27 protein-coding genes, 1 tRNA gene and 1 pseudogene are annotated in these 25,133 nt (G+C 70.1%); 24 read left to right on the forward strand and 5 right to left on the reverse strand.

Features of this window, described 5'->3' with window-relative positions; genetic code table 11:
* The first annotated feature begins 7 nt into the window (after positions 1 to 7).
* Together H030_RS28765 and H030_RS0102845 are read left to right on the forward strand one after the other, a co-directional pair.
* Positions 8 to 592 (forward strand): RNA polymerase sigma factor, encoded by a 585-nt coding sequence (locus H030_RS28765; protein ID WP_051221545.1) that lies wholly within the window; start codon positions 8 to 10, stop codon positions 590 to 592.
* Complete coding sequence (locus H030_RS0102845) at positions 589 to 1,779, forward strand: PD40 domain-containing protein (RefSeq protein ID WP_027005008.1); 1,191 nt, start codon at positions 589 to 591, stop codon at positions 1,777 to 1,779. The genes H030_RS28765 and H030_RS0102845 overlap by 4 nt, the downstream gene beginning before the upstream one ends.
* Here the strand turns inward: H030_RS0102845 and H030_RS0102850 are convergent.
* Positions 1,776 to 2,030, reverse strand: a complete 255-nt coding sequence (locus H030_RS0102850) for a hypothetical protein (protein ID WP_027005009.1) — start codon at positions 2,028 to 2,030, stop codon at positions 1,776 to 1,778. The two genes, H030_RS0102845 and H030_RS0102850, sit on opposite strands and share 4 nt — an antisense overlap.
* 64 nt (positions 2,031 to 2,094) lie before the next feature.
* Here H030_RS0102850 and hemB point away from each other — a divergent pair, with 64 nt between their 5' ends.
* The 9 genes from hemB (at position 2,095) to H030_RS0102895 (ending at position 10,132) form a co-directional block, all read left to right on the forward strand.
* Positions 2,095 to 3,075: a porphobilinogen synthase gene (gene hemB, locus H030_RS0102855; protein ID WP_027005010.1), complete on the forward strand. Its 981-nt coding sequence runs from the start codon at positions 2,095 to 2,097 to the stop codon at positions 3,073 to 3,075.
* Positions 3,063 to 4,148: an Lrp/AsnC family transcriptional regulator gene (locus tag H030_RS0102860; RefSeq protein WP_027005011.1), complete on the forward strand. Its 1,086-nt coding sequence runs from the start codon at positions 3,063 to 3,065 to the stop codon at positions 4,146 to 4,148. Before hemB ends, H030_RS0102860 begins: the two co-directional genes overlap by 13 nt.
* A gap of 7 nt (positions 4,149 to 4,155) precedes the next feature.
* A complete protein-coding gene (hemL, locus tag H030_RS0102865) occupies positions 4,156 to 5,445 on the forward strand; it encodes a glutamate-1-semialdehyde 2,1-aminomutase (RefSeq protein ID WP_027005012.1) in 1,290 nt (429 codons plus the stop codon).
* Positions 5,442 to 5,969: a hypothetical protein gene (locus H030_RS0102870; RefSeq protein WP_027005013.1), complete on the forward strand. Its 528-nt coding sequence runs from the start codon at positions 5,442 to 5,444 to the stop codon at positions 5,967 to 5,969. Before hemL ends, H030_RS0102870 begins: the two co-directional genes overlap by 4 nt.
* 107 nt (positions 5,970 to 6,076) lie before the next feature.
* The gene (locus H030_RS28770) at positions 6,077 to 6,763 is read left to right on the forward strand and encodes a ubiquinol-cytochrome c reductase iron-sulfur subunit (RefSeq protein ID WP_035125788.1); all 687 of its coding nucleotides are present in this window, start codon (positions 6,077 to 6,079) and stop codon (positions 6,761 to 6,763) included.
* A gap of 6 nt (positions 6,764 to 6,769) precedes the next feature.
* The gene (locus H030_RS28775) at positions 6,770 to 7,573 is read left to right on the forward strand and encodes a cytochrome b (protein ID WP_027005014.1); all 804 of its coding nucleotides are present in this window, start codon (positions 6,770 to 6,772) and stop codon (positions 7,571 to 7,573) included.
* A complete protein-coding gene (locus tag H030_RS0102885; RefSeq protein ID WP_027005015.1) occupies positions 7,570 to 8,313 on the forward strand; it encodes a c-type cytochrome in 744 nt (247 codons plus the stop codon). The genes H030_RS28775 and H030_RS0102885 overlap by 4 nt, the downstream gene beginning before the upstream one ends.
* 2 nt (positions 8,314 to 8,315) lie before the next feature.
* Complete coding sequence (locus H030_RS28780; protein WP_051221547.1) at positions 8,316 to 9,146, forward strand: class I SAM-dependent methyltransferase; 831 nt, start codon at positions 8,316 to 8,318, stop codon at positions 9,144 to 9,146.
* A 2-nt stretch (positions 9,147 to 9,148) separates the two neighbouring features.
* The gene (locus H030_RS0102895; RefSeq protein ID WP_051221549.1) at positions 9,149 to 10,132 is read left to right on the forward strand and encodes a polyprenyl synthetase family protein; all 984 of its coding nucleotides are present in this window, start codon (positions 9,149 to 9,151) and stop codon (positions 10,130 to 10,132) included.
* Between the two features lie 83 nt (positions 10,133 to 10,215).
* On the opposite strand, the gene H030_RS0102900 is transcribed toward H030_RS0102895, so the two are convergent.
* Entirely contained in the window at positions 10,216 to 10,668 is a 453-nt protein-coding gene (locus H030_RS0102900; RefSeq protein ID WP_027005017.1) for a hypothetical protein, read from the reverse strand.
* Positions 10,669 to 10,846: 178 nt separating this feature from the next.
* Between H030_RS0102900 and H030_RS0102905 the strand changes: the two genes are divergently transcribed.
* The 8 genes from H030_RS0102905 (at position 10,847) to H030_RS0102935 (ending at position 16,882) form a co-directional block, all read left to right on the forward strand.
* Positions 10,847 to 11,107, forward strand: coding sequence for a Sec-independent protein translocase subunit TatA/TatB (locus tag H030_RS0102905; RefSeq protein WP_027005018.1), 261 nt, complete (start codon positions 10,847 to 10,849; stop codon positions 11,105 to 11,107).
* Positions 11,108 to 11,110: 3 nt separating this feature from the next.
* Positions 11,111 to 12,235, forward strand: coding sequence for a twin-arginine translocase subunit TatC (gene tatC / locus H030_RS36145; RefSeq protein ID WP_027005019.1), 1,125 nt, complete (start codon positions 11,111 to 11,113; stop codon positions 12,233 to 12,235).
* 5 nt (positions 12,236 to 12,240) lie between these two features.
* On the forward strand, positions 12,241 to 12,942 hold the full coding sequence (locus H030_RS0102915; protein ID WP_027005020.1) for a hypothetical protein: 702 nt from the start codon (positions 12,241 to 12,243) through the stop codon (positions 12,940 to 12,942).
* 58 nt (positions 12,943 to 13,000) lie between these two features.
* Positions 13,001 to 13,073 (forward strand) — tRNA-Lys (locus H030_RS0102920).
* A gap of 340 nt (positions 13,074 to 13,413) precedes the next feature.
* On the forward strand, positions 13,414 to 14,328 hold the full coding sequence (locus H030_RS0102925) for a tyrosine-type recombinase/integrase (protein ID WP_027005021.1): 915 nt from the start codon (positions 13,414 to 13,416) through the stop codon (positions 14,326 to 14,328).
* A gap of 355 nt (positions 14,329 to 14,683) precedes the next feature.
* Positions 14,684 to 14,899 carry a helix-turn-helix domain-containing protein gene (locus tag H030_RS40605; RefSeq protein WP_081690456.1) on the forward strand — a complete coding sequence of 72 codons (216 nt, stop codon included), beginning with the start codon at positions 14,684 to 14,686 and terminating at the stop codon, positions 14,897 to 14,899.
* 115 nt (positions 14,900 to 15,014) lie between these two features.
* The gene (locus tag H030_RS0102930) at positions 15,015 to 16,316 is read left to right on the forward strand and encodes an AAA family ATPase (RefSeq protein ID WP_027005022.1); all 1,302 of its coding nucleotides are present in this window, start codon (positions 15,015 to 15,017) and stop codon (positions 16,314 to 16,316) included.
* Positions 16,317 to 16,357: 41 nt separating this feature from the next.
* Positions 16,358 to 16,882 (forward strand): hypothetical protein, encoded by a 525-nt coding sequence (locus tag H030_RS0102935; RefSeq protein WP_051222433.1) that lies wholly within the window; start codon positions 16,358 to 16,360, stop codon positions 16,880 to 16,882.
* Positions 16,883 to 17,148: 266 nt separating this feature from the next.
* On the opposite strand, the gene H030_RS38130 is transcribed toward H030_RS0102935, so the two are convergent.
* Positions 17,149 to 18,177 carry a serine/threonine-protein kinase gene (locus H030_RS38130; protein ID WP_196808965.1) on the reverse strand — a complete coding sequence of 343 codons (1,029 nt, stop codon included), beginning with the start codon at positions 18,175 to 18,177 and terminating at the stop codon, positions 17,149 to 17,151.
* 18 nt (positions 18,178 to 18,195) lie between these two features.
* Between H030_RS38130 and H030_RS38135 the strand changes: the two genes are divergently transcribed.
* Positions 18,196 to 18,654, forward strand: coding sequence for a hypothetical protein (locus tag H030_RS38135; RefSeq protein WP_035125791.1), 459 nt, complete (start codon positions 18,196 to 18,198; stop codon positions 18,652 to 18,654).
* Positions 18,655 to 19,422: 768 nt separating this feature from the next.
* On the forward strand, positions 19,423 to 19,716 hold the full coding sequence (locus H030_RS0102955; protein WP_027005027.1) for a YciI family protein: 294 nt from the start codon (positions 19,423 to 19,425) through the stop codon (positions 19,714 to 19,716).
* On the opposite strand, the gene H030_RS0102960 is transcribed toward H030_RS0102955, so the two are convergent.
* On the reverse strand, positions 19,690 to 20,619 hold the full coding sequence (locus H030_RS0102960; RefSeq protein WP_027005028.1) for an RNA polymerase subunit sigma-70: 930 nt from the start codon (positions 20,617 to 20,619) through the stop codon (positions 19,690 to 19,692). The genes H030_RS0102955 and H030_RS0102960 overlap by 27 nt on opposite strands.
* A gap of 85 nt (positions 20,620 to 20,704) precedes the next feature.
* On the opposite strand from H030_RS0102960, the pseudogene H030_RS0102965 reads away from it, so the two are divergent.
* Positions 20,705 to 21,934: pseudogene (locus H030_RS0102965) on the forward strand (MFS transporter); the annotation flags it as partial.
* Between the two features lie 41 nt (positions 21,935 to 21,975).
* Here the strand turns inward: H030_RS0102965 and H030_RS39995 are convergent.
* A complete protein-coding gene (locus tag H030_RS39995) occupies positions 21,976 to 23,076 on the reverse strand; it encodes an LLM class flavin-dependent oxidoreductase (RefSeq protein ID WP_419470646.1) in 1,101 nt (366 codons plus the stop codon).
* 106 nt (positions 23,077 to 23,182) lie between these two features.
* On the opposite strand from H030_RS39995, the gene H030_RS0102985 reads away from it, so the two are divergent.
* Both H030_RS0102985 and H030_RS28790 read left to right on the forward strand, forming a co-directional pair.
* Entirely contained in the window at positions 23,183 to 23,857 is a 675-nt protein-coding gene (locus H030_RS0102985; protein ID WP_027005031.1) for a response regulator transcription factor, read from the forward strand.
* Positions 23,854 to 25,131, forward strand: coding sequence for a sensor histidine kinase (locus H030_RS28790; protein ID WP_051221551.1), 1,278 nt, complete (start codon positions 23,854 to 23,856; stop codon positions 25,129 to 25,131). Before H030_RS0102985 ends, H030_RS28790 begins: the two co-directional genes overlap by 4 nt.
* Positions 25,132 to 25,133 lie beyond the last annotated feature (2 nt).

The raw sequence follows: 25,133 nt of genomic DNA on the forward strand, positions 1-25,133 counted from the left end.
AGAGGGCATGGACGACGCACGGCCGCAGGCGCTCCGCTGGGCCGCACCCGCCAGGACGGCGGCGGGCGGCAGGTGGGCGGCCGCGCGGGCCGAGCGGGCGGCGGTCCGGGGTGCGCTGCGGGGCGACGCGGCGGCGCTGGACGTCCTGTTCCACGCGCACTGGCCCGCGGCCTACCGCGCCGCGTTGCTGATCGTGCGCGATCCGCACGCGGCGGAGGACATCGCGCAGGAGGGCTTCGTGGCGGCGAGCGGCGCGCTGGAGCGCTTCGACCGCTCGCGCCCGTTCGGCCCGTGGCTGCGGACGATCGTCGCGCGCCGGGCGATCGACGCCACCCGCGCCCGGGCGGTCCGGCGCGAGGTGGGCGACGAGGCGCTGCCGTTCCTGGCGGCGCCCGTGTCCGGCGAGCCGCGCGACGACCTCTTCACCGCGCTCGCCGCGCTGCCCGACGAGCAGCGGATCGTCGTCGTCCTGCGGCACCTGCTCGAGCTGACGCCGACCGAGATCGCCGACGTCGTCGGCATCCCCCGCGGCACCGTCAACTCCCGCCTGCGCCGCGGCCTCGACACGCTCGCCCAGGAGCTCGAGCGATGACCCCCGACTTCTCGACCCTCCGCGCGCCGAACGAAGAGCCCGCCCGCCGCCGCGCCCACGCCGTGGCGCGCCGCGCGCTGGAGGATCGGACGCCCGCTCCGCCGCCGCGCCCGGCCGAAGTGACGCGGCTCGGCGGCGGCTCGGCGCGGCTGCTGCTCGCGACGGCGGTCGCGGTCGCGGTCGGCGTGTTGCTCGCGAGCGCGCCCGGGCGGGCGACGGCGGATTGGGTGCGGGAGCGGATCGCGGCGGTGGCGGGTGAGGCGCCGAAGCGCGCGGTGGCTCCGAGGCGGGTCGCCTCGACGGTCGTCCCGGGCGGCGGGCGGATGCTGTCGGTCGCGCAGGACGGCCTGTTCGTCCTCGGCCTGCCGACCGGACCACGGCAGCTGCTCGGCCGGATCGACGCCGCGGCGTGGTCGCCGCACGGGCGCTTCGCGGTCGCGGTGCGGGGGATCGAGCTGATCGCGGTCGACCTCCAGGGCCGGCGGCGGTGGTCGTTCGCGGCTCGCCACCGGATCCGCTTCCCGGCCTGGTCGCCGTCCGGGTTCCGCGTGGCGTACCTGAGCGGTCGCGAGCTGCACGTCGTCGCGGGCGACGGGACCGGCGACCGCGTCCTCGCCGCCGCGCCCCCGACGCCGCCCGCCTGGCAGCCCGGCGTCGCGCCCGCCGAGCGGCTCGCCGCGGTCGACAGCGCCAACCGCGTCGTCCTGCGCGACGCCGACTCCGGCCACGTGATCTGGCGCACGCGCCTCCCCGATCGCCCGCTGCGCCTGGCCTGGTCGCCGGACGGCAGGAGCCTCTACGCGATGGAGTACCGCAAGACCTACATCTTGGTCGGGGCGACCGGCGCGCACGTCCACGCCTCGCCCCAGCAGGCCAAGCCCACCAACTTGACCATCGCCGCCAGCCCGATCAAGGCCTACAGGTACGCCACCGTCCGCCGCGCGCTCACCGGCGACCGCTCGCAGCTCACCCTCACGCTCGCCGACGGCACCACCTCGACGGTCCTCTACGCCGCCGGGGCGATCCGTTCGCTTGCCTGGTCGCCCCACGGCGACTGGATCGCCGCCGACGTCGCCGGCATCGACGGCTGGGACGTCTTGCACCTCAAGGGCCGCGGCATCGACCGCAACCGCATCGTCGCCGCCGGCCGCGACGCCCACCTCGCCGGCTGGTGCTGCGCGCGCTAGCTGCCCATGAGCCAGTTCATCTCCGTGATCCCGGTGTCGTGCGGCCGCGACGGCGCGACGATCCCCCGGACGGCGATGACGAGCATCGCGACGCCGAAGCACGCGGCGACGACGCCGAACGCCGGGATCTGCGCCATCGCGCCGACGGCGAGGAACGCGAAGCCGACGTAGACGAGCCCCGCGAGCAGCCAGGTCGGCACGCGCATCGCCTCGGCGGCCCTGCGGTTGGTGTCGAAGATCGAGACGGGCACGGCGTGTCGCGTACCCGCCCAGAACGACAGGCAGCCGTCATGACCTTCTACGCTTCTGGAGGCCATGCCTGCCGCCTTCCCCGCCACCCGCCTGCGCCGCCTGCGCCGCACGGGCGCGCTGCGCGACCTCGTGCGGGAGACGACGCTCGCCGCGTCGGACCTCGTGCTGCCGATCTTCGTCGAGGAGGGCCTGGAGGGCTCGACCCCGATCGAGTCGATGCCGGGCGTCTCGCGCCACGGGATCGGCGCGGCGGTCCAGGAAGCCGGCAGCACCTTCGCGCTCGGCGTCCCGGCCGTGATCCTGTTCGGCATCCCGGCCGAGAAGGACGCCGACGGCTCGTCGGCGTGGGACGACGAGGGCGCGGTGCAGCTCGCGATCCGCGCGATCAAGGCCGCGCACCCGGACCTCGTGGTCATCACCGACGTCTGCCTCTGCGAGTACACCGACCACGGCCACTGCGGCCGCCTGCTGCCGGACGGCACCGTCGACAACGACGCCTCGCTCGACCTCCTGGCGCGCACCGCGGTCTCCCACGCGCGCGCCGGGGCCGACGCCGTCGCGCCCAGCGACATGATGGACGGCCGCGTCGGCGCGCTGCGCGCGGGCCTCGACGCCGAGGGCTTCGCCGAGACGCCGATCATCGCCTACTCCGCGAAGTACGCCTCGGCGTTCTACGGCCCGTTCCGCGAGGCGGCCGGCTCGACCCCGAGCGTCGGCGACCGCAAGAGCTACCAGATGGATCCGGCCAACGGCCAGGAGGCGCTGCGCGAGGTCGCGCTCGACGTCGCCGAGGGCGCCGACATGGTCATGGTCAAGCCCGCGGTCCCCTACCTCGACGTCCTCTGGCGCGTGAAGGAGGCGACGCAGATGCCGGTCGTCGCGTATCACGTGGGTGGGGAGTACGTCATGATCAAGGCGGCCGCGGCCGCCGGCCACATGGACGAGCGGGCGACCGTGCTCGAGACGTTGACGGCGATCCGCCGCGCCGGTGCCGACATCGTCATCACCTATTACGCGAAGGACGCCGCCGCATGGCTGCAGTGACCCCGAAGATCCGCTCGCGCAAGGACGGCGCCGCCGTCCCGCTCGACGAGTTCGACAAGAGCCTGCTCAACCAGATGCAGGGCAGCTTCCCGATCGTCCCCAAGCCGTACGCCGAGGTCGCGACGGCGCTGGGCGTCGAGGAGGACGTGGTCCTCAAGCGCGTCGCCGAGCTGGTGCAGCAGCGGATCATCCGGCAGGTCACGCCGATCTACGACACCCGCGCGCTCGGCTACCAGTCGATGCTCGTCGCGGCGAAGGTCGACCCGGAGCACCCGTGGCGCCCGGCCAAGATCATCAACGAGCACCCCGGCGTCTCGCACAACTACCTGCGCAACCACGAGTTCAACATGTGGTTCACGGTCGCCACCGAGCCGGACTCGCCGCTCGGCCTGGAGGGCACGCTGGAGGTCCTCAAGCAGGAGACCGGCGCCGAGTCCGTGCGCCAGCTGCCGACGCTGAAGCTCTTCAAGATCCGCATGGACCTCGAGATGTCCGGCGACACCGAGGCGCTGGCGAAGTCCGCCGAGGCCGTCGCGCCGGTCGAGACCGAGCCGCAGCCCTACGACGAGTTCGACAAGGCCGTCATCCGCGCCACGCAGGGCGACCTGCCGATCGTCACCGAGCCCTACGCCGAGGCCGCGAAGGAGCTGGGCGTCCCGGTCGACCAGCTGATCGCCCACCTCGAGGGCATGACCGAGCGCGGCCTCCTGCGCCGCGTCGCCGCGATCCTCTTCCACCGCCGCGCGGGCTTCTCGGCCAACGGCATGGGCGTCTGGAAGGTGCCCGAGGACCGCGTGCTGGAGATCGGGAGCCGCATGGCGGCGTTCCGCGGGATCTCCCACTGCTACGAGCGCCCGACCTACGGCGACTGGCCCTACCAGCTGTTCACGATGGCCCACGGGCGCTCCAAGGAGGAGTGCGACGCGATCCTCGACGCGGTCGAGGCCGACGCCGGCTGCATCGAGCAGCGCGCGACGCTGTACTCCTCGACCGAGTTCAAGAAGGTCCGCCTCCTGTACTTCACCGAGGCCTTCAAGAACTGGGAACGCGACCACGCCGGGGTCGGCGCGTAGTCCCCACATGTCCGTCTCGATCACCGACGCCAAGTCCGCGGAGCTGTACGCGAGGGCGCTGCAGCGGCTGCCGGGCGGCGTCAACTCGCCGGTCCGGGCGATGCAGGCGATCGGGCGCGACCCGATCTTCATCGAGCGCGCCGACGGCGCCGAGATCGTCGACGTCGACGGCAACAAGTACGTCGACTACGTCTGCTCCTGGGGCCCGCTGATCCACGGCCACGCGCACCCGGAGATCGTGGAGGCCGTCGTGGCCGCCGCGCACAAGGGCACGTCGTTCGGCGCCCCGACCGCCGCCGAAGTCGAGATCGCCGAGGAGATCGCGCGGCGGATGCCGTCGGTCGAGATGGTGCGGATGACGTCGTCCGGGACCGAGGCGTCGATGAGCGCGATCCGCCTCGCCCGCGCGGCGACCGGGCGCAGCAAGATCCTGAAGTTCGCGGGCGCCTACCACGGCCATGTCGATGGTCTTCTGGCGCAGGCCGGCTCGGGCCTGGCGACCGCCGGGATCCCCGCCTCGCCCGGCGTCCCCGAGGCCGCGACGCACGAGACCGTGATCGTCGACTGGAACGACGGCGCCGCGGTGGCGACCGCGTTCGCCGAGCACGACTTCGCCGCGGTGATCGCCGAGCCCTACCCGGCCAACATGGGCCTCGTGCCGCCGGTCGAGGGCTTCCTGGAGCTGCTGCGCAACCAGGCCGACGAGCACGGCGCGCTGCTGATCTTCGACGAGGTGATCTCCGGCTTCCGCGTCGCCGCGGGCGGAGCGCAGGAGCGCGAGGGCGTCAGCCCGGACCTGACGGTCATGGGCAAGGTCATCGGCGGCGGCCTGCCCGCCGCGGCCTACGGCGGCGGCAGGACGCTGATGGAGCACATCGCCCCCGCCGGCGACGTCTACCAGGCCGGCACGCTGTCCGGGAACCCGCTGGCGGTCGCCGCGGGCCTGGCGACGCTGCGGCTGCTCGACGACCCGGCCTACCTCAAGCTCGGCGCGATCACCGAGACGCTCGCGTCCGGCCTGCGCGACGCGGCCGCCCAGCACGGCGTCGCGCTGACCGTCGTCTCCGTCCCCGGCCTCGTCACGCCGTTCTTCGCCGAGACGGCGCCGCGCGACTACGCGGGCGCCCAGGCCGCCGACCACGGCGCCTACGCCGCGTTCTGCCGCGCGCTGCTGGCCCGCGGCGTCTACCCGCCGGCCTCGCAGTACGAGGCGTGGTTCCCGTCGCTGGCGCACGGCCCCGCCCACCTCGACCGCACGCTGGACGCCGTCAACGCGGCGTTCGCGGAGATCTCTTGACGCTCGCCAAGCTGCGCGCGCTTGTCGCGCAGGACGGCGGGCTGCTCGCCGCCGCGCTGCGCCCCGGGGCCGGCGGCGCGACGCCCTACGCGGACGCGATCGCGCCCGCTCCGCGTGCGATCGGTCACACGGCCGACCTGCCGCTGGTCATCGAAGCGGTACGTGAGGGCTATCTCCTGCACTACGGCGCGCCGCGCCTCCTGTCCCGCGAGGACGACGACCTCGCGCTGCTGGCCGGCGATCGCCTCTACGCGTTGGGCCTCGAGCGCCTCGCCGCGGCCGGCGACCTCGCCGCCGTGTCGGCCCTCTCGGACCTCATCGCGCTCTCCGCCCAGGCGCAGGCCGCCGGCGACGAGGCGCTCGCCGACGCGGTCTGGGCGGCAGGTTGCGCGGAGCTCGGGTGGGGTTCGAGCGCGGACCTCGAAGCCGCCAAAGATGCCGCGCGTGCAGGCGAAATCGATGCCCCGGAGCGCCTACGAGCAGCAGCGCGCCACGTCGCCGGAGACCTGGCGCTCACCCGCTGAGCTGACAGTCGCGTGGGGGCACGCGGCCCGTACGATCTTCGAGCGATAGATTTCCGGGGCCGGACGTCGTCCAAAAGGATCGCGCGTCTCTCGGACAGGAACCAACCGTGCCCAAGAAGCAAGCCAAAAGCAAGTACACCGCCGACCGGGGCATCCCGGGAGCGTTCGAAGGCGAGACGGTCACCCGCCGCCGCTTCATGGTCGGGACGGCCCATGCGACCGGCGCGATCGCCACCTCGGCGATCCTGCTGCCGGCCCTGGGCTTCGCCCTCGGCCCGCTCTTCGAGAACCACAAGGTGCGCTGGCAGCCCGTCGGGACGCCCGACGAGTTCCCGGACGACACCTACGTGCCGAAGGTCATCACCTACGCCGACGGCATCGGCGAGGCCGGCAAGACCACCGTCTACGTCCGCAAGCGCAACCCGCAGCTGGACACCGACAGGCTGCCCAAGGGCTTCGAGAGCGAGCAGTACGTCGCGATCTCGACGCGCTGCATGCACCTCGGCTGCCCGGTCCGCTACACGGAGGCCGCGCAGCGCTTCATCTGCCCGTGCCACGGTGGCGTCTACGACTTCCAGGGCAAGGTCGACGGCGGCCCGCCGGTCCGCCCGCTCGATCGCTTCTACAACCGGGTCAGGAACGGGCAGGTCGAGATCGGCCCGCGCTACTCGGTCAACCGCGAGCTCAAGCGGTTCTCGCCCCGTAACCCGGGTGAGCCGCTCGACGGCATCGGCGGGATCTTGTACCCGTCGCGCCCGACGATCCGCAGGCTCGACTCGCTCCCCCAGGACTAAGCACTGATGCCGAAGCTCAAGTTCCCCGCACCGCCTGTGCCGCCCGGCCTCAAGCCGGCGCCGCCGCGTCCCGGCAAGCCCAAGCAGGGCCCGCTGGACAAGGCGGCCGAGGCGGGCATCTACACCGTCGACTGGATCGACGAGCGCACCTCGATGTCCGGTGGCCTGCGGTGGCTGATGTTCCGCAAGGTCCCCAAGGGCACCAACTGGTTCTACACGCTGGGCTCGGCGACGATGTTCGCCTTCCTGAGCCAGGCGATCACCGGCGTCTTCTTGGCGATGTACTACCGGCCCGACGCGGCCGGCGGAGCGTACGAGTCCGTGCGCCACATCAACGACGACGTCTTCCTCGGCGAGTTCGTGCACGGGATGCACAAGTGGGGCTCGTCGGTGATGGTCATCCTGATCTTCCTGCACATGGCCCGGGTGTTCTTCTTCGGCGCCTACAAGTACCCGCGTGAGCTGACGTGGGTGATCGGCGTGGCGCTGCTGATCCTGACGTTCGTCATGGCGCTCACCGGCTACCTGCTGCCGTTCGACCAGCGCTCGTTCTGGGCGACGATCGTGGCCAACAACATCACGGCGTCCGGTCCGCTGGTGGGTCCGTACCTCGGCGACTTCCTCAACGGCGGCGCCGACTTCAACGCCACCACGCTGTCCCGGTTCTACGCCATCCACATGATGTTGGTGCCGGGCATCATCGGCGCCCTGATCGGCGCCCACATCTACCTCGTCACGAAGCTGGGCACGACCGCGCCGCCGTGGCAGAAGGTCAAGGTCCCCGAAGAACTGATCGAGGAGCAGGCGTGAACCGCCGCGAGAAGGAGCAGTACCTCCGCGAATACGCGATCCTGAAGTCGCAGGGGAAGCCGTTCTTCCCCTACGCGGTCGCCAAGGACGGGGGCATGGCGTGCATCGTCCTGCTCGTCATCATCCTGATGTCGATCTTCCTCGGCGCCGAGCTCGGCCCGAAGGCGGACCCGACGACGACGACGTACACCCCGCGCCCGGAGTGGTACTTCTTCTTCCTCTTCGAGCTGCTGCGCGTGGTCAAGCCGCCGGAGTTCGTCGCGCTGGCGACGATCGGCATCCCGACCATCTGCATGATCCTGCTGTTCCTGCTGCCGTTCTACGACCGCAGCGCGGAGCGCCGCCCGGAGCGCCGCCCCGTCGCGACGCTGACCGCGATCCTGATCATCGGCGCGATGGCCTACCTGACGATGGAGGGCGCGAAGACCGGCCCGCCGTCGGAGATCGACATGCCGACGCCGGCGTCCGTGAAGGCCGAGGGCCCAGCGGTCGTCAAGCAGTACGAGGCGGGCCGGCAGGTGATGGCGCAGTCCGGCTGCCTGGCGTGCCACAAGGTCGGCGAGAACGGCAACTCCGGACCTGGCCCCGAGCTGACGAACATCGCGTCGCGGCTGCCCGCAGCGGGCATCCAGCGCACGCTGATCAACCCGACGGCGCCGATGCCGTCCTTCAAGAGCCTCCAGGAGAAGAAGCCACAGCAGTTCCAGGAGCTCGTGGCGTTCCTGGGGCGCCTGAAGTAGCGATGAGCGTTCACGGCAGCGGGAGCACCGCTCCGGCCGCCGATCGCGGCACGCTGCCCGAGCCGGAGGTCCGCGCGATGTTCGATCGCATCGCGCGGGTCTACGACCTCATCAACTCGGTCATGACGGCCGGGCTGCACCACCAGTGGCGCCGGCGCGCCGCCGACCTCGCCAACGTCGGCGCGGGCGACCGCGTCCTCGACGTGGCGACCGGTACCGGCGACCTGGCGATCGAGCTGGCCTCGCGCGTCGGCCCCAGCGGCGAGGTGGTCGGCTCCGACTTCTCCGAGGAGATGCTGGCGCATGCCCGCAGGAAGGTTGCGCCCTCCGACGGCGCCTCTGGGCGGGCAAACGCGGCGCTCGCCCACAAGAAGGCGTCGACCATCCGCTTCGAGTGGGGCAACGCGCTCCAGCTGCCCTACGGGGACGGCGAGTTCGCCGCGTCGACCGTCGGCTTCGGGGCGCGCAACTTCTCCGACCTCGACCGCGGGATCGCCGAGATGGCGCGCGTGGTCAAGCCCGGCGGGCGCGTCGTGATCCTGGAGATCACCACGCCGCAGAAGCCGCCGCTGTCGACGTTCTTCTCGCTCTGGTTCGACCGGATCGTGCCGCTGATCGGCAGGGTCGCGGGCGACTCGCAGGCCTACGACTACCTGCCCAACTCGGTCAAGCGTTTCCCGGAGCCGCCGGGCCTGGCGGCGTCGCTGGCGCGCGCGGGCCTGGAGGACATCAGGTGGGTCCTGACCGCGGGCGGGATCATCGCGCTGCACGTCGGGACCAAGCCGGTGGCGCCGATCGTGACGTCGTCCAACGGCTCCGGGCCGCACGCCTGAAGATGACCGAGGACGCGGCGGGGTCGGTCACGGCGATCGTCCACGCCGGCGGGACGCATGTCCTCCCGCTGCTGGGCCGGGTCGAGGACCTGCTGCGCGAGGTCGCGGCCAGCCACGGCCCGGTGCTCGCCGAGCACGCGGGCTCGACGATCAGCGCGGGCGGCAAGCGGCTGCGGCCGCTGCTGGTGATCCTGGCCAGCGCCGGGGGCGACGGCGACGGGCTGGTGCGCGCGGCCGCGGCGGTCGAGCTGGTGCACTCCGCGACGCTCGTCCACGACGACGTCCTGGACCTCGCGCCGCTGCGGCGCGGGCGCCCGACGGTCTTCGCCGTGGCGGGGCGCGCGGCGGCGACCCAGACCGGCGACCTCCTGTTCGCGCGCGCGTTCTCGCTGCTGGCGCGCAACGACGACCCCGAGCAGGTCCGGGCGCTGAGCGATGCGGGCAGCGCGCTGGCGCGCGGCGAGCTGCTGCAGCGCGCCGACGCGTGGGACGCGACGATCCCGCTGGCGCGCTACCTGCGCCGCTGCGAGCTGAAGACCGCGCGGCTGTTCGAGGCCGCGTGCATCATGGGCGCGCTCGAGGGCGGCGCTGGGGTCGACGGCGCCGAGGCGCTGCGCGAGTTCGGGCGCCGGATCGGCCTGGCGTTCCAGATCCTGGACGACGTCCTCGACGTCGAGGGTCCCGCCGAGCGGACCGGCAAGCACCGCGGGACCGACCTGCTCGACGGCACCGTGACGCTGCCGTTCATCCTCGCGCGCGAGCGCGATCCCGAGCTGGGCGCGGTCGACCCGCGCGCGATCGTCACGCCCGCGCAGGCCGAGGAGGTCTGCGACCGGATCGCGGCCACGGGTGCGCTGGTGGAGGCACGCGCGATCGCGCTGGAGCACGTCGCGGCGGCCAAGGCCGTGATCCCGGCGGCGCTGCCGGAGCGCGAGCGGGCGGCGCTGCTGCTCGTCGCCGACAACGTGGTCGCGCGCTACTCCTGAGTCGTTAAGCGCGACGGGCCGCCTTTCCAGGCGGCCCGTCGACTGATGGTCACGGAGAGGTGTGACGCAGGGGGTGGAGAGCCCTAGAAGTCCTCGGGGACGATGTGGTCCTCGTCGAGCGCGGTGGTGAAGCGCTCGATCTCGTCCTCCATGTTGGCGTGGGCCAGGCGCTTGAGGTCGCGGACCAGGGCCTCGGTGCCGCGGTCCAGCTCCTCGTCGAAGCGCTCGACGAGCTCCTGCTCGAAGATGCCGGTGCCGGTCCACTCGCAGTTCGGGCAGCGCAGCGTGACCTCCCAGTGGATCGCGCCGGCCTCCTCCCACTCCGTCGGGTAGACGAGGTTGGAGGCGCAGGAGCCGCACATGTGCAGGTCCTGGATCTGGTCGTCGTGCGCCGGGATGGCGGCCGCGGCGGCCGGGGCCGGTGCGGCGAGGGGGGCCGCACCGGCGGCCTGGTCCTCGAAGTAGACGACCTCGATGGTCTTGCCCGAGGGCAGGACGACGCGGCGGACGTAGTGGCGGGGGTCGTGGAGGCTCATCGGCGTGTTCTCGAAGCTCGTGGGCTGCGCTGCTGACAGTCACCGTGATCGGTCCTGGCCGCGGGGAACTTGAACCTCCGCTCGCACATTCGTCCGCACACGGATATCGGCGGAAGATGAACCGATTCGGGGCCTGTCGCGTTACCCTTCTGAGACCCCCCACGGAGGCTGTGAACTCATGCCGCTCGGCGTGCCAGAACTGATCATCATCCTTGTCATCGTGCTGCTTGTCCTCGGGCCGAAGCGCCTGCCCTCGCTGGGCCGTCAGCTCGGCGGCGGGATGCGCGAGTTCAAGGACGGGATCCAGGGGAGGAAGGGCGACGACGACGAGGTCGACGAGGCCCCGGAGCGCGCTGCGCTGACCAAGGCCGCCGCGCGCGACGACGAGCTGACCAGGGCCGCCGCTCGCGACGACGAACGCACCACGACCGGCGGGTAGCCGTTGCCCGCCATCCGGCCCGTCGCACACGAGGAGCGGCTGAGCCTCGTCGAGCATCTCGACGAGCTGCGCACCCGGATCATCCTGTGCATCGTCGCCTTCATCGTGACGTTCTCGGTCTGCTACTGGCAGAACGACCGCGTTCTCGACCTCATCAACAAGCCGCTGGACCACGCCCACCGCGTGGACTGCAAGAAGCCGCACAAGGCCGACGACTCGCTCGAGCGGTCGGGCTGCTTCGACGCCGCGGTCGGCGCGTATCTGAAGACGGCGGTGCCGTCGCTGACCGGCGCGGCCCAGACCTTGAACGGGATCGCGTCCGGCAGGGGCGTGTCGCCCGCCGCGCGGACCCAGGCCGTGACGGCCGCCAAGCAGCTGCAGGCCAGCGCCGTGGCGGCGCAGAAGGCCGCGATCCTGACGCCGAAGGCGTCGTCGGGGCGCCAGCCGGTGACGCTCGGCGTGACCGAGCCGTTCCTGACGACGATCACGGTCAGCGCCTACGCGGCGCTGCTGCTGGCACTGCCGTTCATCCTGTTCCAGCTCTACGCGTTCGTCCTGCCCGCGTTCAGCCGCGAGGAGAAACGTGTTGCGCTGCCGTTGATGACGCTGGTGCCGTTCCTGTTCATCGCGGGCGTGCTGTTCGGCTACTTCCTCGCGCTCCCGCGGGCCGTCTCGTTCCTGCAGAACTACAACGACGGCGCGTTCGACATCCTCGTCCAGGCCAAGGACTACTACCGCTTCTGCACCATCTTGCTGGCGGCGATGGGCGTGCTGTTCCAGATCCCGGTCGGGATCATCGCGATCGTGCGGCTGCGGATCCTCACGGTCAAGCAGCTGCGGGCCTACCGCGGCTACACGCTGATCCTGTTCGCGGTCATCGCAGCGGTCGTGACGCCGACGCCGGACCCGATCACGATGTTGATCGCGATGGCGCCGCTCGTGGTGCTGTACGAGCTGTCGCTGATCCTCGGCAGGTTCTTCGAGCCGAGGGGCGAGCCGCGCTGGGGCGACTTCCTCGCGGGCTTCCGCGAAGACGACGATGACGACGCCGAACATGAAGACGATGTTGACGAACCGGCATACGCCGGGGACGTTGAGTCGCGCGAACGCCCGAACGATCTAGACTGACGCGCATGCTGTTCGACCTCCGCGGACGCGGACGCCGGCGTGCCGTCCAAGTGATCTACGTGGGACTGGCCCTTCTCATCGGGGGCGGTCTCGTGCTGTTCGGCGTGGGCGCCGGAACCGGTGGCGGTGGGTTGCTCGACGCGTTCAAGAACGACAGCGGCTCCACGAGCACCGACAAGGTGTTCAAGCAGCGTGTCGAGAAGGCCGAGAAGGCGGTCCAGCTGAGGCCGACCGACGCCGCCGCGTGGTCGAACCTGACGCGCGTCCGGTTCCAGCAGGCCGGGTCGGGGTCGGGGTACGACCAGAACGCCCAGGCGTTCACCGACAAGGGCAAGGACGACCTGCTCAAGACCGAGCAGACGTACAACAAGTACCTGACGCTCACGAGGAAGCCGGACCCGAACCTCGCGGTCCTGATGGTCCAGGCCTACGGGCAGACCGGGCTCAACGAGCCCGACAAGGCGATCTCCGCGTTCGAGGTCTACCTCGCCGCGCAGAAGCCGACAGCGGCGCTCTACACGCAGTACGCGTCCTTCGCCTACCAGGCGGGCGACACCCGCAAAGCGGAGCTGGCGAGCAAGAAGGCCCTGTCCCTCGCCGGCAAGGACGACAAGGAGCAGATCAAGGCCGAGCTCCAAGCCGCCCGCGCCCAAGCCGCCCTCCAAGCCTCCTCCACAACGCCTTCATCGACGTCGCCCACCGGCTGAGCGAGCCGCTCCGCGAGGCATCGCCGGGAGCTCCCCTCCCGCTATCCTGTCTCGCCCGGCCCCTATAGCTCAACTGGCAGAGCAGCGGACTCTTAATCCGAAGGTTCTAGGTTCGATTCCTAGTGGGGGCACTCGAAGAAGCCCGGCATCTGCCGGGCTTTTCTCGTTCTCGCGCCATCCCCGAAGCAGCGGATATGTCCCGGATATGTCCCGAAGGGGTGGTTGTTGGTGTCGAACGTCTGGTTGTCCCAAGCTCGCTCAATTAGCGGGCACGTCTTCAGAGTCGATCGGGCCTCCGGTCCCGTCTGGTACGCGAAGTACCGGCTGCCCGATGGGCGGCAGGTGCAGAAGCGGATCGCGCCGGCGTGGACAAGGCCGGGGCGTCCTGCCGATGGCTTCGTGAATCGCCGAGGTGCGGAGGCGTGGCTGGCCGATGTGCTCGCCCAGGCGCACGCCGGAACGCTGGCTGGCATGGTCCGCACCGGCGTCACGTTCGGGCGCGCCTCCTCCGAGTGGCTCCGCTACTGCGTCGAGGACCGCGCGTGCAAGCCGTCGACGATGGTCGACTACCGGCACACCGTCTCGCGCGTGTTCGTCCCGATCTTCGGGCCACTGTTGTTGGAGGACATCTCGGCGCCGACCATCGAGGCATGGCGCGCGTCGATGACGACCTCGGCCCGCACGCGCAACAAGCAGCTGACGATCCTCAATGGGATCTTCCGTCGCGCGCAGAAGCGCTTCGGACTCCAGCGCAACCCGGTCCTGGAGATCGAGCGCATGCGCGAACCTCGACAGGTCAACCTCGACGTGTTCTCGCCGGAGGAGGTGATGGCCCTCGTCCGCGCCGCCGAGTCCGAGCAGGACGCGGCCATCTACCTCACCGCCGCCTTCACGGGACTCCGCCGCGGCGAGCTGATTGCGCTCCGTTGGCGCGACGTCGACTTCGCCGGCTCCGTCATCCGCGTCCGCGCCTCCTACGCCGCCGGGGCGCTGACGACACCCAAGAGCGGCAAGCTCCGCTCCGTCCCGATGGCGCCGCAGGTCGCCGAGACCCTCGCCCGTCTCGGCGGCGCCGCAACCGACGACTCGCTCGTCTTCCTCGGCGACCACGGTGGCTACCTCGACGGCTCCGCGCTTCGCCGCCGCTACAAGCTCGCGCTCGACCGCGCGGGCCTCCGCTCGCTCCGCTTCCACGACCTCCGCCACACCTTCGGCACCCGCGCGATCGCCAAGGCCGACATCCTCCGCGTGAAGGAGTGGATGGGCCACGCCGACGTCGCCACCACCATGCGCTATCTCCACTACGTCCCCCGCCCCGAAGACGCCCGCCTCATCGCGGCCGCCTTCGAGATCGCACCGCCGACCGTCCTGGTACCCACCTCGTAGCGTCGCGTCCGTCGAAGCGCGGTTCGGGGCATCGACCGGGAGCGGGTCGCCGAGGCACATCGACCGCCCGCGGCCCACCGTCGCGCGCGGCCCTACCCGTCCAGCACCCCGTCCTGCTGCGGGACGGGCTCGGCCGCCGCTCACCCCGCAGCCAATGGGTTCCCAGCCCCTCCGCGAGCCCGACCACCCACTCACACCATGTACTTCGTAGCGATGGTGAGAGCGGGTGGTCGGCCTCACTCCGGGACAGGATTTCCAAGCTGCGGGGCGAGCGGCAGCCGAGAGCCGGAAGATCCACCAAGCCTCGCCATCCATACCGAGAGCCGGAAGATCCACCAAGCCTCGCCATCCATACATGAGCGACCCCAACTCATTGTCCTTGGACCAACGACTTCTTACAGCACAAGACGTGGCCGATCTCCTGGCAGTCCCCCGATCAAGCATCTACGAATACGCGCGACGCCAGGAAAACCCACTGCCATCGATCCCCGTCGGACGACATCGCCGGTTCCACCGCCCGGACGTCGAGACCTGGCTCGCCGGTGTCAGGGCTCGGCGGATCGAAGAGTGATCCGGCGCGGCTGCTGTCAACGCCCGGACCGGTCGCCAGTGGACCCTGCCGGTAGTCGTGCGGCCGTTGGTCCAAGGGAGGAGACCCATCGAGACCCAGCAGTAGGGTGACCACTGTGATCACGAGCCTCCATCTTGAGTCGTTCAAGAACTTCGCCGAGGCTGATCTCGACGTGGGGCCCCTAACGCTTCTCGTCGGGACCAACGCTTCAGGCAAGAGCAATCTGCGAGACGCCTTCCGGTTTCTTCACGGAGTGGCTCGGCGCTACAGCCTCGCGGAGATCATTGGGGCGAAGTACGTGGAGGGGGGCGTGCTTCAGTGGCGAGGTATCCGCGGGGGCACCCGCGAAGTCACGCCGCCCGGCGTCGACGCCTTCGCCATTGGCGTCGTCCTCGGAATCGACGACGGCGGACGTCAGCGCGAGGCTAAGTACCGGATCAAGGTCGACATCACCGACGAGCGGCGTGGACCGAAGGTCATCGAGGAACGGCTCGAAGTGGTTGGTCGTGGCCAATACGTCTTCGACTCTCATCCCGACTCTAATCCGCCTAATGAGTCGGATGCGCTTCATATTGCCGTCCGCCTGCGCAAGCGACAGCAGGCGGGCTTTGTCGGTCCACAGATGAACTTTGCAAATACGACACCAGTGCTTTCGCAGCTTCTCGATCACCCAGAAGTCACCCAGACAGTCCGAGAACACGTGAGACTCGTCATCCAAGCCCTGAGCTCGATGCGCTTCCTGGACCTAGATCCAGACGCTATGAGAGAGGCGTCGTATCCCGGGCAGATCGTTCTCGGAGATCGGGGCGAGAATCTCTCGTCGGTCCTTCAAGCGATCACTGCGGACCCGGCGCAGGAGTCGGTGCTCGCCGAGTGGGTTCGGGAGTTGACGCCGATGGACGCTCAGCGCTTTGAGTTCGTTCCCGATGCGCAGGGGCGCGTTCTGCTTCATCTAACCGAAGCCAATGGTCGACGAATCTCAGCCGTAAGTGCTTCGGACGGCACACTGCGATTCCTCGCAATGATCGCCGCACTCCTCGGGCCCGAGCCAGCTGACCTCTATTTCTTCGAGGAGCTTGAGAATGGCATTCACCCAAATCGGCTGTTCCTGCTGTTGGACCTGATCGAGCGGAGCGTCCGGCGAGGGGGGCGGCAGCTCGTGGCGACATCTCATTCTCCGCAGCTGTTGGGACAGCTCAGCGGAGATGCTCTCGAGCACGCGTCCCTGGTGTACCGGTTGGAGGACAGCGCGACTGCGCAGATAATTCGAGTTTTGGATCTTCCAGACGCGCGGCGGGTGCTCGAGGAGCAGGATCTCGCTCGGCTTCACGCAGCAGGATGGTTGGAGGACGCCGCGAGCTTCGCGGCAGACGAGGAAGATGTTGCGGAAGACTCAACGCGCGGAGCTGCTTCGTGAGAGTGCTAGTCATTCCGGAGGACTTCCGCAAGGACCAGTACATGCTGAAGCCGATTGTCCAGGCGATGATGGGCGCCATCGGGAAGCCGAACGCCAAGGTGCGCGTGTGCACGGATCCTTTGCTCGGTGGCGTTAGTCAGGCGATGAAATGGGAGCGCCTCGACGAGATCATTGATAGCTACCGCGGCATGGTGGATGTCTTCTTGCTGTGCGTGGACCGGGACGGCGAACAAGGCCGGCGGCAAAGACTGGATAACCTCGAAGAACGAGCCGCCTCGGAGTATCCGAACCGGGTGTTTCTGGCGGAACAGGCGTGGCAGGAGATCGAGGTGTGGGTGCTTGGTGGCCATACCCTGCCGGTTGATTGGACGTGGCAAGCGGTTCGGGATCATCGGGATCCAAAGGACAGCTATTACCTGCCCTTTGCGCGTTCGAAGGGCGTGGACGGGGAGCCAGCGGAAGGTCGGAAGACGCTCGCAGCGCAGGCATGCACGCGCTACAACGCGATGAAGAGCCGCTGCCCCGAACTGCGTTCCTTGGAGGATCGCGTGCGTGCCTCTGTGTGACGGGTCGGCCGCGGCGTGCCGACGGGTGTCCCGGGACATGTCCCCAACCCACCCAAACAACCCCCACGCAACCGCTCCAGCCGCTACGCTCTCCCCGCTTCTTGACCGTACTTCCGCTGCTTCGGGGCCACTCTTAATCCGAAGGTTCTAGGTTCGATTCCTAGTGGGGGCACTGCTTCGAGGCCCGGTCTGACGACCGGGCCTCTGTCGTTTGTACGCAACAATCCGCGGAACCTGTGTCGTTCTCGAACGTCTCGGCGCTGTGGTCAGAGGTGATCATTCTCAACCAGACGGCGGAGGAGTGTCGATCGGCGTTGTAGGGCCCTGGCCTCCGTCGCGTAGCGTTCTCGGTAGCGACGGCGAGGACCGGATCCGGAATCACGACGGACGGTGACCTCGAAGTCTCCAGCCCGCGGCCGCTCTGCGACCTCGAGGGAGTAATCGCCATCGTTGCCTCGTGCAGTCCATCGCTCGAGTCGGTCGGGGGCTTCTTCGCGGGTCCACTGGGCACGGACGGGGGCTCGTCTCAACGCCTCTGCCATTACGCGCGCAGAAACGAAGCGATCGGCTGGATCGCGAGCAAGAGCAGTGTCGACCACTCGCGAGAGGGCCAGCGGTATCTGAGGATTGTGTTGATGTACCGGAACGTGCCTGCCCGACACGATCGCGGCTGGGTTGGCGAACGGCCATTCGTCGTTGCTCAGCAAGCGGTATAGGGAACATCCCATCGCCCAGACGTCGGTTTGTTCGCTGCTCGGCGACCGCCGCAGCATCTCTGGCGCTGCGTGCGGCGTGTAGGTCGAGACAGCGAGGTTCGCTCGCACCGTTTGCTCGGCGATACCGAAGTCCGAAAGGGACGCTTCGCCCATCTCGTTGAGGAGCAGGTTCCCAGGCTTCACGTCGCGGTGAAGAACACCCATATCGTGGGCGTGAGCAAGCCCGTCGAGAGCGGATCGTACCCAGCGCACCGCGTCGAGAGGGCCAACCAAGCCACTGTCGAGTCGGGCCTGCGTCGAGCCTCCTGGCATAAGTCGCATGACGACGAACGGTCGCGGCGGTGCGATACGCACTTCGCGAATCGACACCACATGCGCATGCGCGCTCAGTTGACTGTGCAAACGAGCCTCACGGAGAACATCGGTGAGCACTACGCCGCGATCGAAGAGCTTTACAGCGACATCGGTTGCTAGGTGATGGTCGTATGCGGCCAATACAAAGCCGAACGTGCCAAACCCAAGCTCGCTATGGCATTTGAACCGATCGTCTAGGACTAACGGCAACGTAACGCCGGCCATGGGGGAATGATGCGCCATATGGCCGACGTCATCGGCGTTTATGCACGAGTGTTGAAAAGCGCACATCGGGTCACGCTGGTGCGCGTCGACGGCAACCAACTGTGCGGGACCCAAGTCATCACGGCTCCGTCCGAAGATCCAGCGCGCGCCCTGGCTGAACTAGCCGACTCTGTGGACACCCTGCTGCGCGCTCATCCGGCGTTGGTAGCACTGCGATCGCAGAACATGCAGATGGCTGGGCGAGACGTCGTTGCGACGACGGCGCGTGCGGAGGGGGTCGTATTGGCGTGCGCGGGACGGGCCGGGTCAGTCGTGGACGAAGTCCACCCGAATAGCTTCGCGAGCTTTGCCGACGGAGAACGCAAAGCCCCGCTGGCCGCAGCGAAGATTGCGGAGACGTTCCTGGCTGAGCCCCCGTCCGACGCGGACGAGCTTCAGGCGGTGGCAGCTGCCATTGTCGCGCGGGAGCGGCGCTGAGTCGCTATGCGGCTAGTTCAGCGATCGACCCGTATGCGAAGTACAGCACTGCGTCCGGGTAGAGGCCCACGACCGACTCGCACCAACCGGCCCCAGGGTTGATGGGTTCTACAACAACGACTTGAGCCGTCGCCGCTTGTCGAATTCCGACGATGTTGAGCGTGGTCCACGAAATGTCACGTCGACCGGCCACTGCGCACGCTGCACCGCAGAGCGCGATTCCCTCGAGTGACGAGCTCATGAGGTGGAGGGGCCCCTGAGGTAGATGGCGGGCCAGCTCCCGTGCGGCGTTGGCGAGACGCTCACCGTTGCGGAACGTCGCCATCGCATGGAGGTCGTCTGCGAGGTCGTCGACTCCATGAGACATAGAACAAATATAAGTTATGGTTCGGACGTAGATATCCTTCGCGTATGCCTCGGCGTCAGCAGATCCCGCCGAACACTCCTCTGCGAGAGTGCGAACGTCGCCAGACCGGGTTCCAGCTGCCGACGCCAATATCGAAACGCCTCGATCGTCTGGTGGAGATCGTTGATGAAGAGGGCGTGACCGCGTATCGACACGACATCGTGGGCGCGTTGATCTTGAACTCGACCGAAGACTCGAAGGAGCTAGCCGAGTTGGTGCTCCGGTATCGCAAAGCCCAGGCGGGAGACGCGGCCGTCGCAGATGCCGAGACTGCTGACGTGTTGGACCTTGCGCGCGCGCGTCCCGGGCGGCGCCCTCGCTCGTGACGTCTGGGATGGTCGCGCTGGTTATGGTCTAACACCATGTACGTGCTGACGCTGACCTACATCATGCCGCTCGAGGAAGTCGATCGGGTTCGGGATGCGCATATGGCGTGGGTCGCAGAGCAGTACGAGGTGGGGCGGTTCTTGGTGTCGGGGCCGAGGGTGCCGCGGGATGGCGGTGTGATCTTGGCTCGGCAGATGGATCGGGATGAGCTGGATGAGGTCATCGCGAGCGATCCGTTCACGCGCGAGGGGGTCGCTGCCTATGACGTCGTCGAGTTCCGGGCGACGACGGTGGTCGAGGAGCTAGGTGCGTTGAAGGAACGGGTGTAGGTCCGCCACGGGGAAGGCGTACATCTTGGTCAGGGGTGAGCCTTCGGCCAGGACCAGCAGGACGTGGGGGGTGCCGTCGGGGCGGAAGAACGCGACGGCCGGCGCGCCGTTGGACCAGGCGGGGAGAGCCTTCAAGGCGGTGGGCTGACCCAAGCTGCAGGTGTAGGAGAGCCAGAACTCCCGGATCGCCGCGGCGCCGTGCAGCGCGCGCTGGGGCGGCATCGACAACACGGCGTCGTCGCGCAGCAGCGCCACGAGCGCGTCGATGTCGTTGCGCTCCCAGGCGGAGATGTACTTGTTCAACAACTCGCGATCGGCCGCGCGGCGGATGTCGCGAGAGGAGCGGGCGGGCACGACGGACTCCACGGTCGCCCGCGCGCGCTGGAGCGCGCCGTTGACCGCCGCCACGGTCGTCTCCAGCAGCTCGGCGACCTCGGGCCCGGTCCAACCCAGGACGTCGCGCAGGATCAGCACCGCCCGCTGGCGCCCGGGCAGCCGCTGGATCGCCGTCAGCAGCGCCAGCTCCATGCCCTCGCGCGCCGCGTAGCGCGCCGCCGGATCGACGATCGGCGCGACGCCCACCGCCCGCTCCAGCAGCGCGTCCGGGAACGGGTCGACCGCCAGCGGCTCGCCGCGGCGGGGCCGCCGCTCGATCTCGTCCAGGCACGCGTTCGTGCAGATCCGGTAGAGCCACGTGGAGACGCTCGCCCGGCGCTCGAACCGGTCCAGCGCCCGCCACGCGCGCAGCAGCGTCTCCTGCACCACGTCCTCCGCGTCGTGGCGCGACCCCAGCATCCGGTACGCGTGCACCTCCAGCACGCCCCGGTAGGGGTCGACCAGCGCCCGGAACGCCCGCTCGTCACCCGCCTGCGCGCCCGCAACCAGCGCGCGCTCGTCTGCCACGCCAACAACGCTCATGCACCTACAGACGCCACGACCGCCCGAAACCCATCGGTGAGTTCACGCGACCCCACGCGTCCAACCCCGCATGACCACCCGAACCCTCCGCTGGGTCCTCGGCCTCGCGTCGCTCGCCTCGTTCATGGTGGCGCTCGACACGCTGGTCGTCTCCACGGCCCTCACCAGCATCCGCCAGGACCTCGGCGCCTCCGTCGAGGACCTCGAGTGGACCGTCAACGCCTACAACCTGACGTTCGCGGTCTGCCTGCTGCCCGCTTCGGCGATCGGCGACCGCTTCGGCCGCCGCCGCATGTTCGCCGTCGGCCTCGTCGTGTTCAGCCTCGCCAGCGCCGCCTGCGCGCTGGCCCCCAGCGTCGGGGCGCTGATCGTCTTCCGCGCGCTCCAGGGCGTCGGCGCCGCGTTCGTCATGCCGCTCTCCTTCGCGCTCGTCGGCGCGGCCTTCCCGCCCGAGCGCCGCGGCTCGGCGATCGGCGTCCTGCAGGGCCTCACCGGCCTGAGCGTCGCGTCCGGCCCCGTGATCGGCGGCGCGGTCGCCCAAGGCATCGATTGGCCGTGGATCTTCTGGCTCAACGTCCCGATCGGCCTGATCGCCGCGCCGTTTGTGCTCGCCAAGATTCCGGAGCGCCTCGACGAGCGCTCCGCCGCCAGGATCGACGTTCCCGGCGCCGCGCTCGTCACGCTCTCCGCGCTCGGGATCGTCTGGGGCCTCGTGCGCGGCAACGACGCCGGCTGGGGCAGCGCCGAGGTGCTGGCCAGCTTCGCCGCCGGCACCGCGTTCCTCGCCGCGTTCGTCGTCGTCCAGCTGCGCAAGCGCGACGCCGCGCTGCTGCCGCCGCGCCTGTTCCGCGTGCGCGCGTTCAACGCGGCCAACGCGGCGAACTTCCTGCTCGTCGCCGCGCTGTTCAGCTCGGTCTTCTTCTTCGCCCAGTTCCAGCAGGTCGGGCTCGGCCAGGACCCGCTGATGTCCGGCGTGCGCCTGCTGCCCTGGACCGCGACCCTGTTCTTCATCGCGCCCGTCGCGGGCAAGTTGGTGGACAAGTTCGGCGAGCGCCCGTTCCTCGTCGGCGGCCTCACGCTGCAGGGCGCCGGGTTCCTCTGGATCGCGCTGCTCGCCCAGCCCGACCTCGAGTACATCAAGTTGATCCCGCCGATGATGATCTCCGGCGCCGGCGTCTCGATGGCCTTCCCGGCGGTGATGAACGCGGTGACCGGCGCGGTCGGCCCGCAGGACATCGGCAAGGCGTCGGGCGTGAACTCGATGCTGCGCGAGCTGGGCGGCGTCTTCGGGATCGCGATCTGCGTCGCGGTCTTCGCCGGCGCCGGGTCCTACGCGTCGCCTCAGGCGTTCACGGACGGCTTCGCGCCCGCGCTCGGCACGTCGGCCGGGATGGCGCTGCTCGGCGCGGCGATCGCGCTGTTGGTCCCAGCGCGCGCGCCGGCGGTGATCCCCCAGGTCGCGGCGAGCACCTCGTAGGACCGGACGCGCGCGGCGAAGTCATAGGCGTCGGTCGCGACGATCACCTCGTCGGCCCCGGTGCGCGCCACCAAGGACTCCAACTTGGTCGCGACGCGCTCGGGGCCGCCGACGATCGCCTCGCTCAGCATCTGCGCGTCCAGCGCCTCGCGCTCGCCCGGCCGGAAGTAGGCGTCGACGTTGTCCAGTGGCGGCAGCGTCCCGCGCCGCTCGCCGCGGAGCATCCCGGTGAACTTCTGCAGCGTCGAGGTGAAGAGGTGCTCGGCCTCCGCGTCGGTGTCGGCCGCCATCAGCGTCACGCCGACCATCATGTAGGGCTTGCTCAGCGACGAGGACGGCACGAACTGCTCGCGGTACAGCCGCGCGGCCTCCAACAGGAACCGCGGCGCGAAGTGCGAGGCGAACGCGAACGGCAGCCCGAGCTGCGCCGCCAGCGCCGCGCCGTACGTCGAGGAGCCCAGGATCCACACCGGCACCTCGGACCCCTCGCCCGGGATCGCCCGCACCCGCGCGCCGTCGACCGCCGGCGCCAGGAACCCGCGCAGCTCGGCGACCTCGGCGTCGAACTCGACGCCGCCCTGCGGGTTGCGCCGCAGCGCCCAGCCGGTCACGTGGTCGGTGCCCGGCGCGCGCCCGAGCCCGAGGTCGATCCGCCCGGGATGCAGAGCGGCGAGCGTCCCGAACTGCTCGGCGATCACCAGCGGCGCGTGGTTGGGCAGCATGATCCCGCCGGAGCCGACGCGAATACGCGACGTCGCATCGGCCAGCGCGCCGATCAGCACGGCTGTGGCCGACGACGCCACGCCCGCGATGTTGTGGTGCTCGGCCACCCAGATCCGCTCGTAGCCGAGCGCCTCCACGACCGGCGCGAGCTCCAGCGACTGCCGCAGCGCGACGTCCGGCGTGGAGCCCTCGCGGATCGGCGCGAGGTCGAGGACCGACAGCGGAACACGGGACGACGACATCCCTCCACTGTACGACGTCCATCGAACTACCCCGGAGGGCGTCAGCACAGCGAACGCTCTTCGGCTTCTCAGAGACTTCCCAGCTACCGTCGGCACCCTCGTGTCCATGCGCGTTCTTGTCGTTGACGATGAGCTGGCCGTCCGCAACTCCCTGTCGCGGGCGCTGAACCTCGAGCGGTACGACGTCGATCTCGCCCAGGACGGGCAGGAGGCGCTGGACCGCGTGGCCGCCGCGCGCTACGACGCGATCGTCCTCGACGTCTCGATGCCGCTGCTCGACGGCCTGGAGGCCTGCCGCCGGATGCGCGCCGCCGGCGACCGCACGCCGGTCCTGATGCTGACCGCACGCGACTCCGTCGACGACCGCGTCGCGGGCCTCGACGCCGGCGCCGACGACTACCTCGTCAAGCCGTTCGCGCTCCGCGAGCTCCAGGCGCGACTGCGAGCGCTCCTCAGACGCGTGGACGGCCCCGCCGACGAGCTGCGCTTCGGCGACCTGCGCCTCGAGCCCTCCACCCGCGACGTCTGGCGCGGCGACCGCCGCCTCGAGCTCTCCCGCACCGAGTACGCCCTGCTCGAGCTGTTCCTCAGACACCCCCGCCAGGTCCTCGAGCGCAGCACGGTCTTCGAGCAGGTCTGGGGCTACGACTTCGGCGCGACCTCCAACGTCCTTGGCGTCTACATGGGCTACCTGCGCCGCAAGACCGAGGCCAACGGCGAGCCGCGCCTGCTGCACACGGTCCGCGGCGTCGGCTACATCCTGCGCGAGGAGCCCGCATGACCCTGCGCCGGCGCGTGACGCTCATGTCCGCGCTGGTCGTCGGGACCACGCTGGTCCTGGCCTCGGTCGTCTGCTTCATCGTCATGCGCAACGAGCTGCGCGGGCAGATCGACGACTCGCTGCGCGAGCAGGCCTCGCAGGCCGCGCGCGCGCCGGGCCTCAACGCCGCCGACCCGCGCCCGCCGCGCCGGATCCCGCAGCCCCAGCGCCGCACCGGCGCCGCGCAGGCGTACTTCCAGTTCGTCGGGCCCACCGGCGTCTCCCGCCGCCCGATCGGCTCGACCGAGCCGAAGCTGCCGATCACGCCGACCGTCAAGGCGATCGCGAAGTCCGGGACCAAGCGCCGCGCGCTGGAGGACACGCACGCCGACGGCGTCCACGTCCGGATGATCACGGTCGGCGTGCCCGCCGGTGGCGCCGTCCAGATCGCCCGCTCGCTGGCCTCGGTCGACCGCGCGCTCAGTCGCCTGCGGATCGTCCTGGTGCTGCTGACCGTCCTCGGGACCGCGTTCGCCGCGCTGCTCGCGCGGATCCTCAGCCGCCCCGTCGCGGCGCCGACCGAGCACGAGCTGGCCCAGTCGCAGGGCGCGCTGGCCGAGTCGCTGGCCGCGCAGCGCCAGCTCGTCGCCGACGCGTCGCACGAGCTGCGCACGCCCGTGACGTCCCTGCGCACGAACGCCGAGATGCTGCGCGACGCCGACGTCGTCCCCGACGACGACCGCCGCGAGATCGCCGGCGAGGTCGTCGAGCAGGCCGAGGAGCTGACCGCGCTGATCGGTGACCTGATCGACCTCGCGCGCGGTGACGTCCCGGACCCGGCGGTCGAGGACGTCCGGCTGGACCGGCTGCTCTACGAGTCCGTGCAGCGCGCGCGGCGCCACGCGCCGGGCCTGGAGTTCACGCTCGACGCCGAGCCGGCGGTCGTCGAGGGGGCGCCCGAGCGGCTCGCGCGCGCGATCAACAACCTGCTCGACAACGCGGCCAAGCACTCGCCGGACGGCGCGCGCGTTGAGGTCGCGCTGCACGACGGCGCGCTCACCGTGCGCGACCACGGGCCGGGGATCGACCCGCAGGATCTGCCCCACGTCTTCGACCGCTTCCACCGCGGCGCCAACGCGCGCGGGCGGCCGGGATCCGGCCTCGGGCTGGCGATCGTGCGCCAGGTCGCCGAGGCCCACGGCGGGACCGTGGCGCTGGAGGCGGCGCCCGGCGGCGGCACGCTGGCGCGGCTGACGCTGCCGGCCGAGCGCGTCGAGACCGTCACCACCGCCTGATC

The organism is Conexibacter woesei Iso977N (assembly GCF_000424625.1).
In the GTDB taxonomy this organism is placed as follows: Bacteria; Actinomycetota; Thermoleophilia; order Solirubrobacterales; family Solirubrobacteraceae; genus Baekduia; species Baekduia woesei_A.

What these genes read in the sequence shown, in the direction of transcription:
- H030_RS28765 (WP_051221545.1), top strand. Translation starts at nt 8, where the DNA reads ATGGACGACGCACGGCCGCAGGCGCTCCGCTGGGCCGCACCCGCCAGG.
- H030_RS0102845 (WP_027005008.1), top strand. Translation starts at nt 589, where the DNA reads ATGACCCCCGACTTCTCGACCCTCCGCGCGCCGAACGAAGAGCCCGCC.
- hemB (WP_027005010.1), top strand. Translation starts at nt 2,095, where the DNA reads ATGCCTGCCGCCTTCCCCGCCACCCGCCTGCGCCGCCTGCGCCGCACG.
- H030_RS0102860 (WP_027005011.1), top strand. Translation starts at nt 3,063, where the DNA reads ATGGCTGCAGTGACCCCGAAGATCCGCTCGCGCAAGGACGGCGCCGCC.
- hemL (WP_027005012.1), top strand. Translation starts at nt 4,156, where the DNA reads ATGTCCGTCTCGATCACCGACGCCAAGTCCGCGGAGCTGTACGCGAGG.
- H030_RS28775 (WP_027005014.1), top strand. Translation starts at nt 6,770, where the DNA reads ATGCCGAAGCTCAAGTTCCCCGCACCGCCTGTGCCGCCCGGCCTCAAG.
- H030_RS28780 (WP_051221547.1), top strand. Translation starts at nt 8,316, where the DNA reads ATGAGCGTTCACGGCAGCGGGAGCACCGCTCCGGCCGCCGATCGCGGC.
- H030_RS0102895 (WP_051221549.1), top strand. Translation starts at nt 9,149, where the DNA reads ATGACCGAGGACGCGGCGGGGTCGGTCACGGCGATCGTCCACGCCGGC.
- H030_RS0102900 (WP_027005017.1), bottom strand. Translation starts at nt 10,668, where the DNA reads ATGAGCCTCCACGACCCCCGCCACTACGTCCGCCGCGTCGTCCTGCCC.
- H030_RS0102905 (WP_027005018.1), top strand. Translation starts at nt 10,847, where the DNA reads ATGCCGCTCGGCGTGCCAGAACTGATCATCATCCTTGTCATCGTGCTG.
- H030_RS0102915 (WP_027005020.1), top strand. Translation starts at nt 12,241, where the DNA reads ATGCTGTTCGACCTCCGCGGACGCGGACGCCGGCGTGCCGTCCAAGTG.
- H030_RS0102925 (WP_027005021.1), top strand. Translation starts at nt 13,414, where the DNA reads ATGGTCCGCACCGGCGTCACGTTCGGGCGCGCCTCCTCCGAGTGGCTC.
- H030_RS40605 (WP_081690456.1), top strand. Translation starts at nt 14,684, where the DNA reads ATGAGCGACCCCAACTCATTGTCCTTGGACCAACGACTTCTTACAGCA.
- H030_RS0102935 (WP_051222433.1), top strand. Translation starts at nt 16,358, where the DNA reads ATGCTGAAGCCGATTGTCCAGGCGATGATGGGCGCCATCGGGAAGCCG.
- H030_RS38130 (WP_196808965.1), bottom strand. Translation starts at nt 18,177, where the DNA reads ATGGCCGGCGTTACGTTGCCGTTAGTCCTAGACGATCGGTTCAAATGC.
- H030_RS38135 (WP_035125791.1), top strand. Translation starts at nt 18,196, where the DNA reads ATGGCCGACGTCATCGGCGTTTATGCACGAGTGTTGAAAAGCGCACAT.
- H030_RS0102955 (WP_027005027.1), top strand. Translation starts at nt 19,423, where the DNA reads ATGTACGTGCTGACGCTGACCTACATCATGCCGCTCGAGGAAGTCGAT.
- H030_RS39995 (WP_419470646.1), bottom strand. Translation starts at nt 23,076, where the DNA reads ATGTCGTCGTCCCGTGTTCCGCTGTCGGTCCTCGACCTCGCGCCGATC.
- H030_RS0102985 (WP_027005031.1), top strand. Translation starts at nt 23,183, where the DNA reads ATGCGCGTTCTTGTCGTTGACGATGAGCTGGCCGTCCGCAACTCCCTG.
- H030_RS28790 (WP_051221551.1), top strand. Translation starts at nt 23,854, where the DNA reads ATGACCCTGCGCCGGCGCGTGACGCTCATGTCCGCGCTGGTCGTCGGG.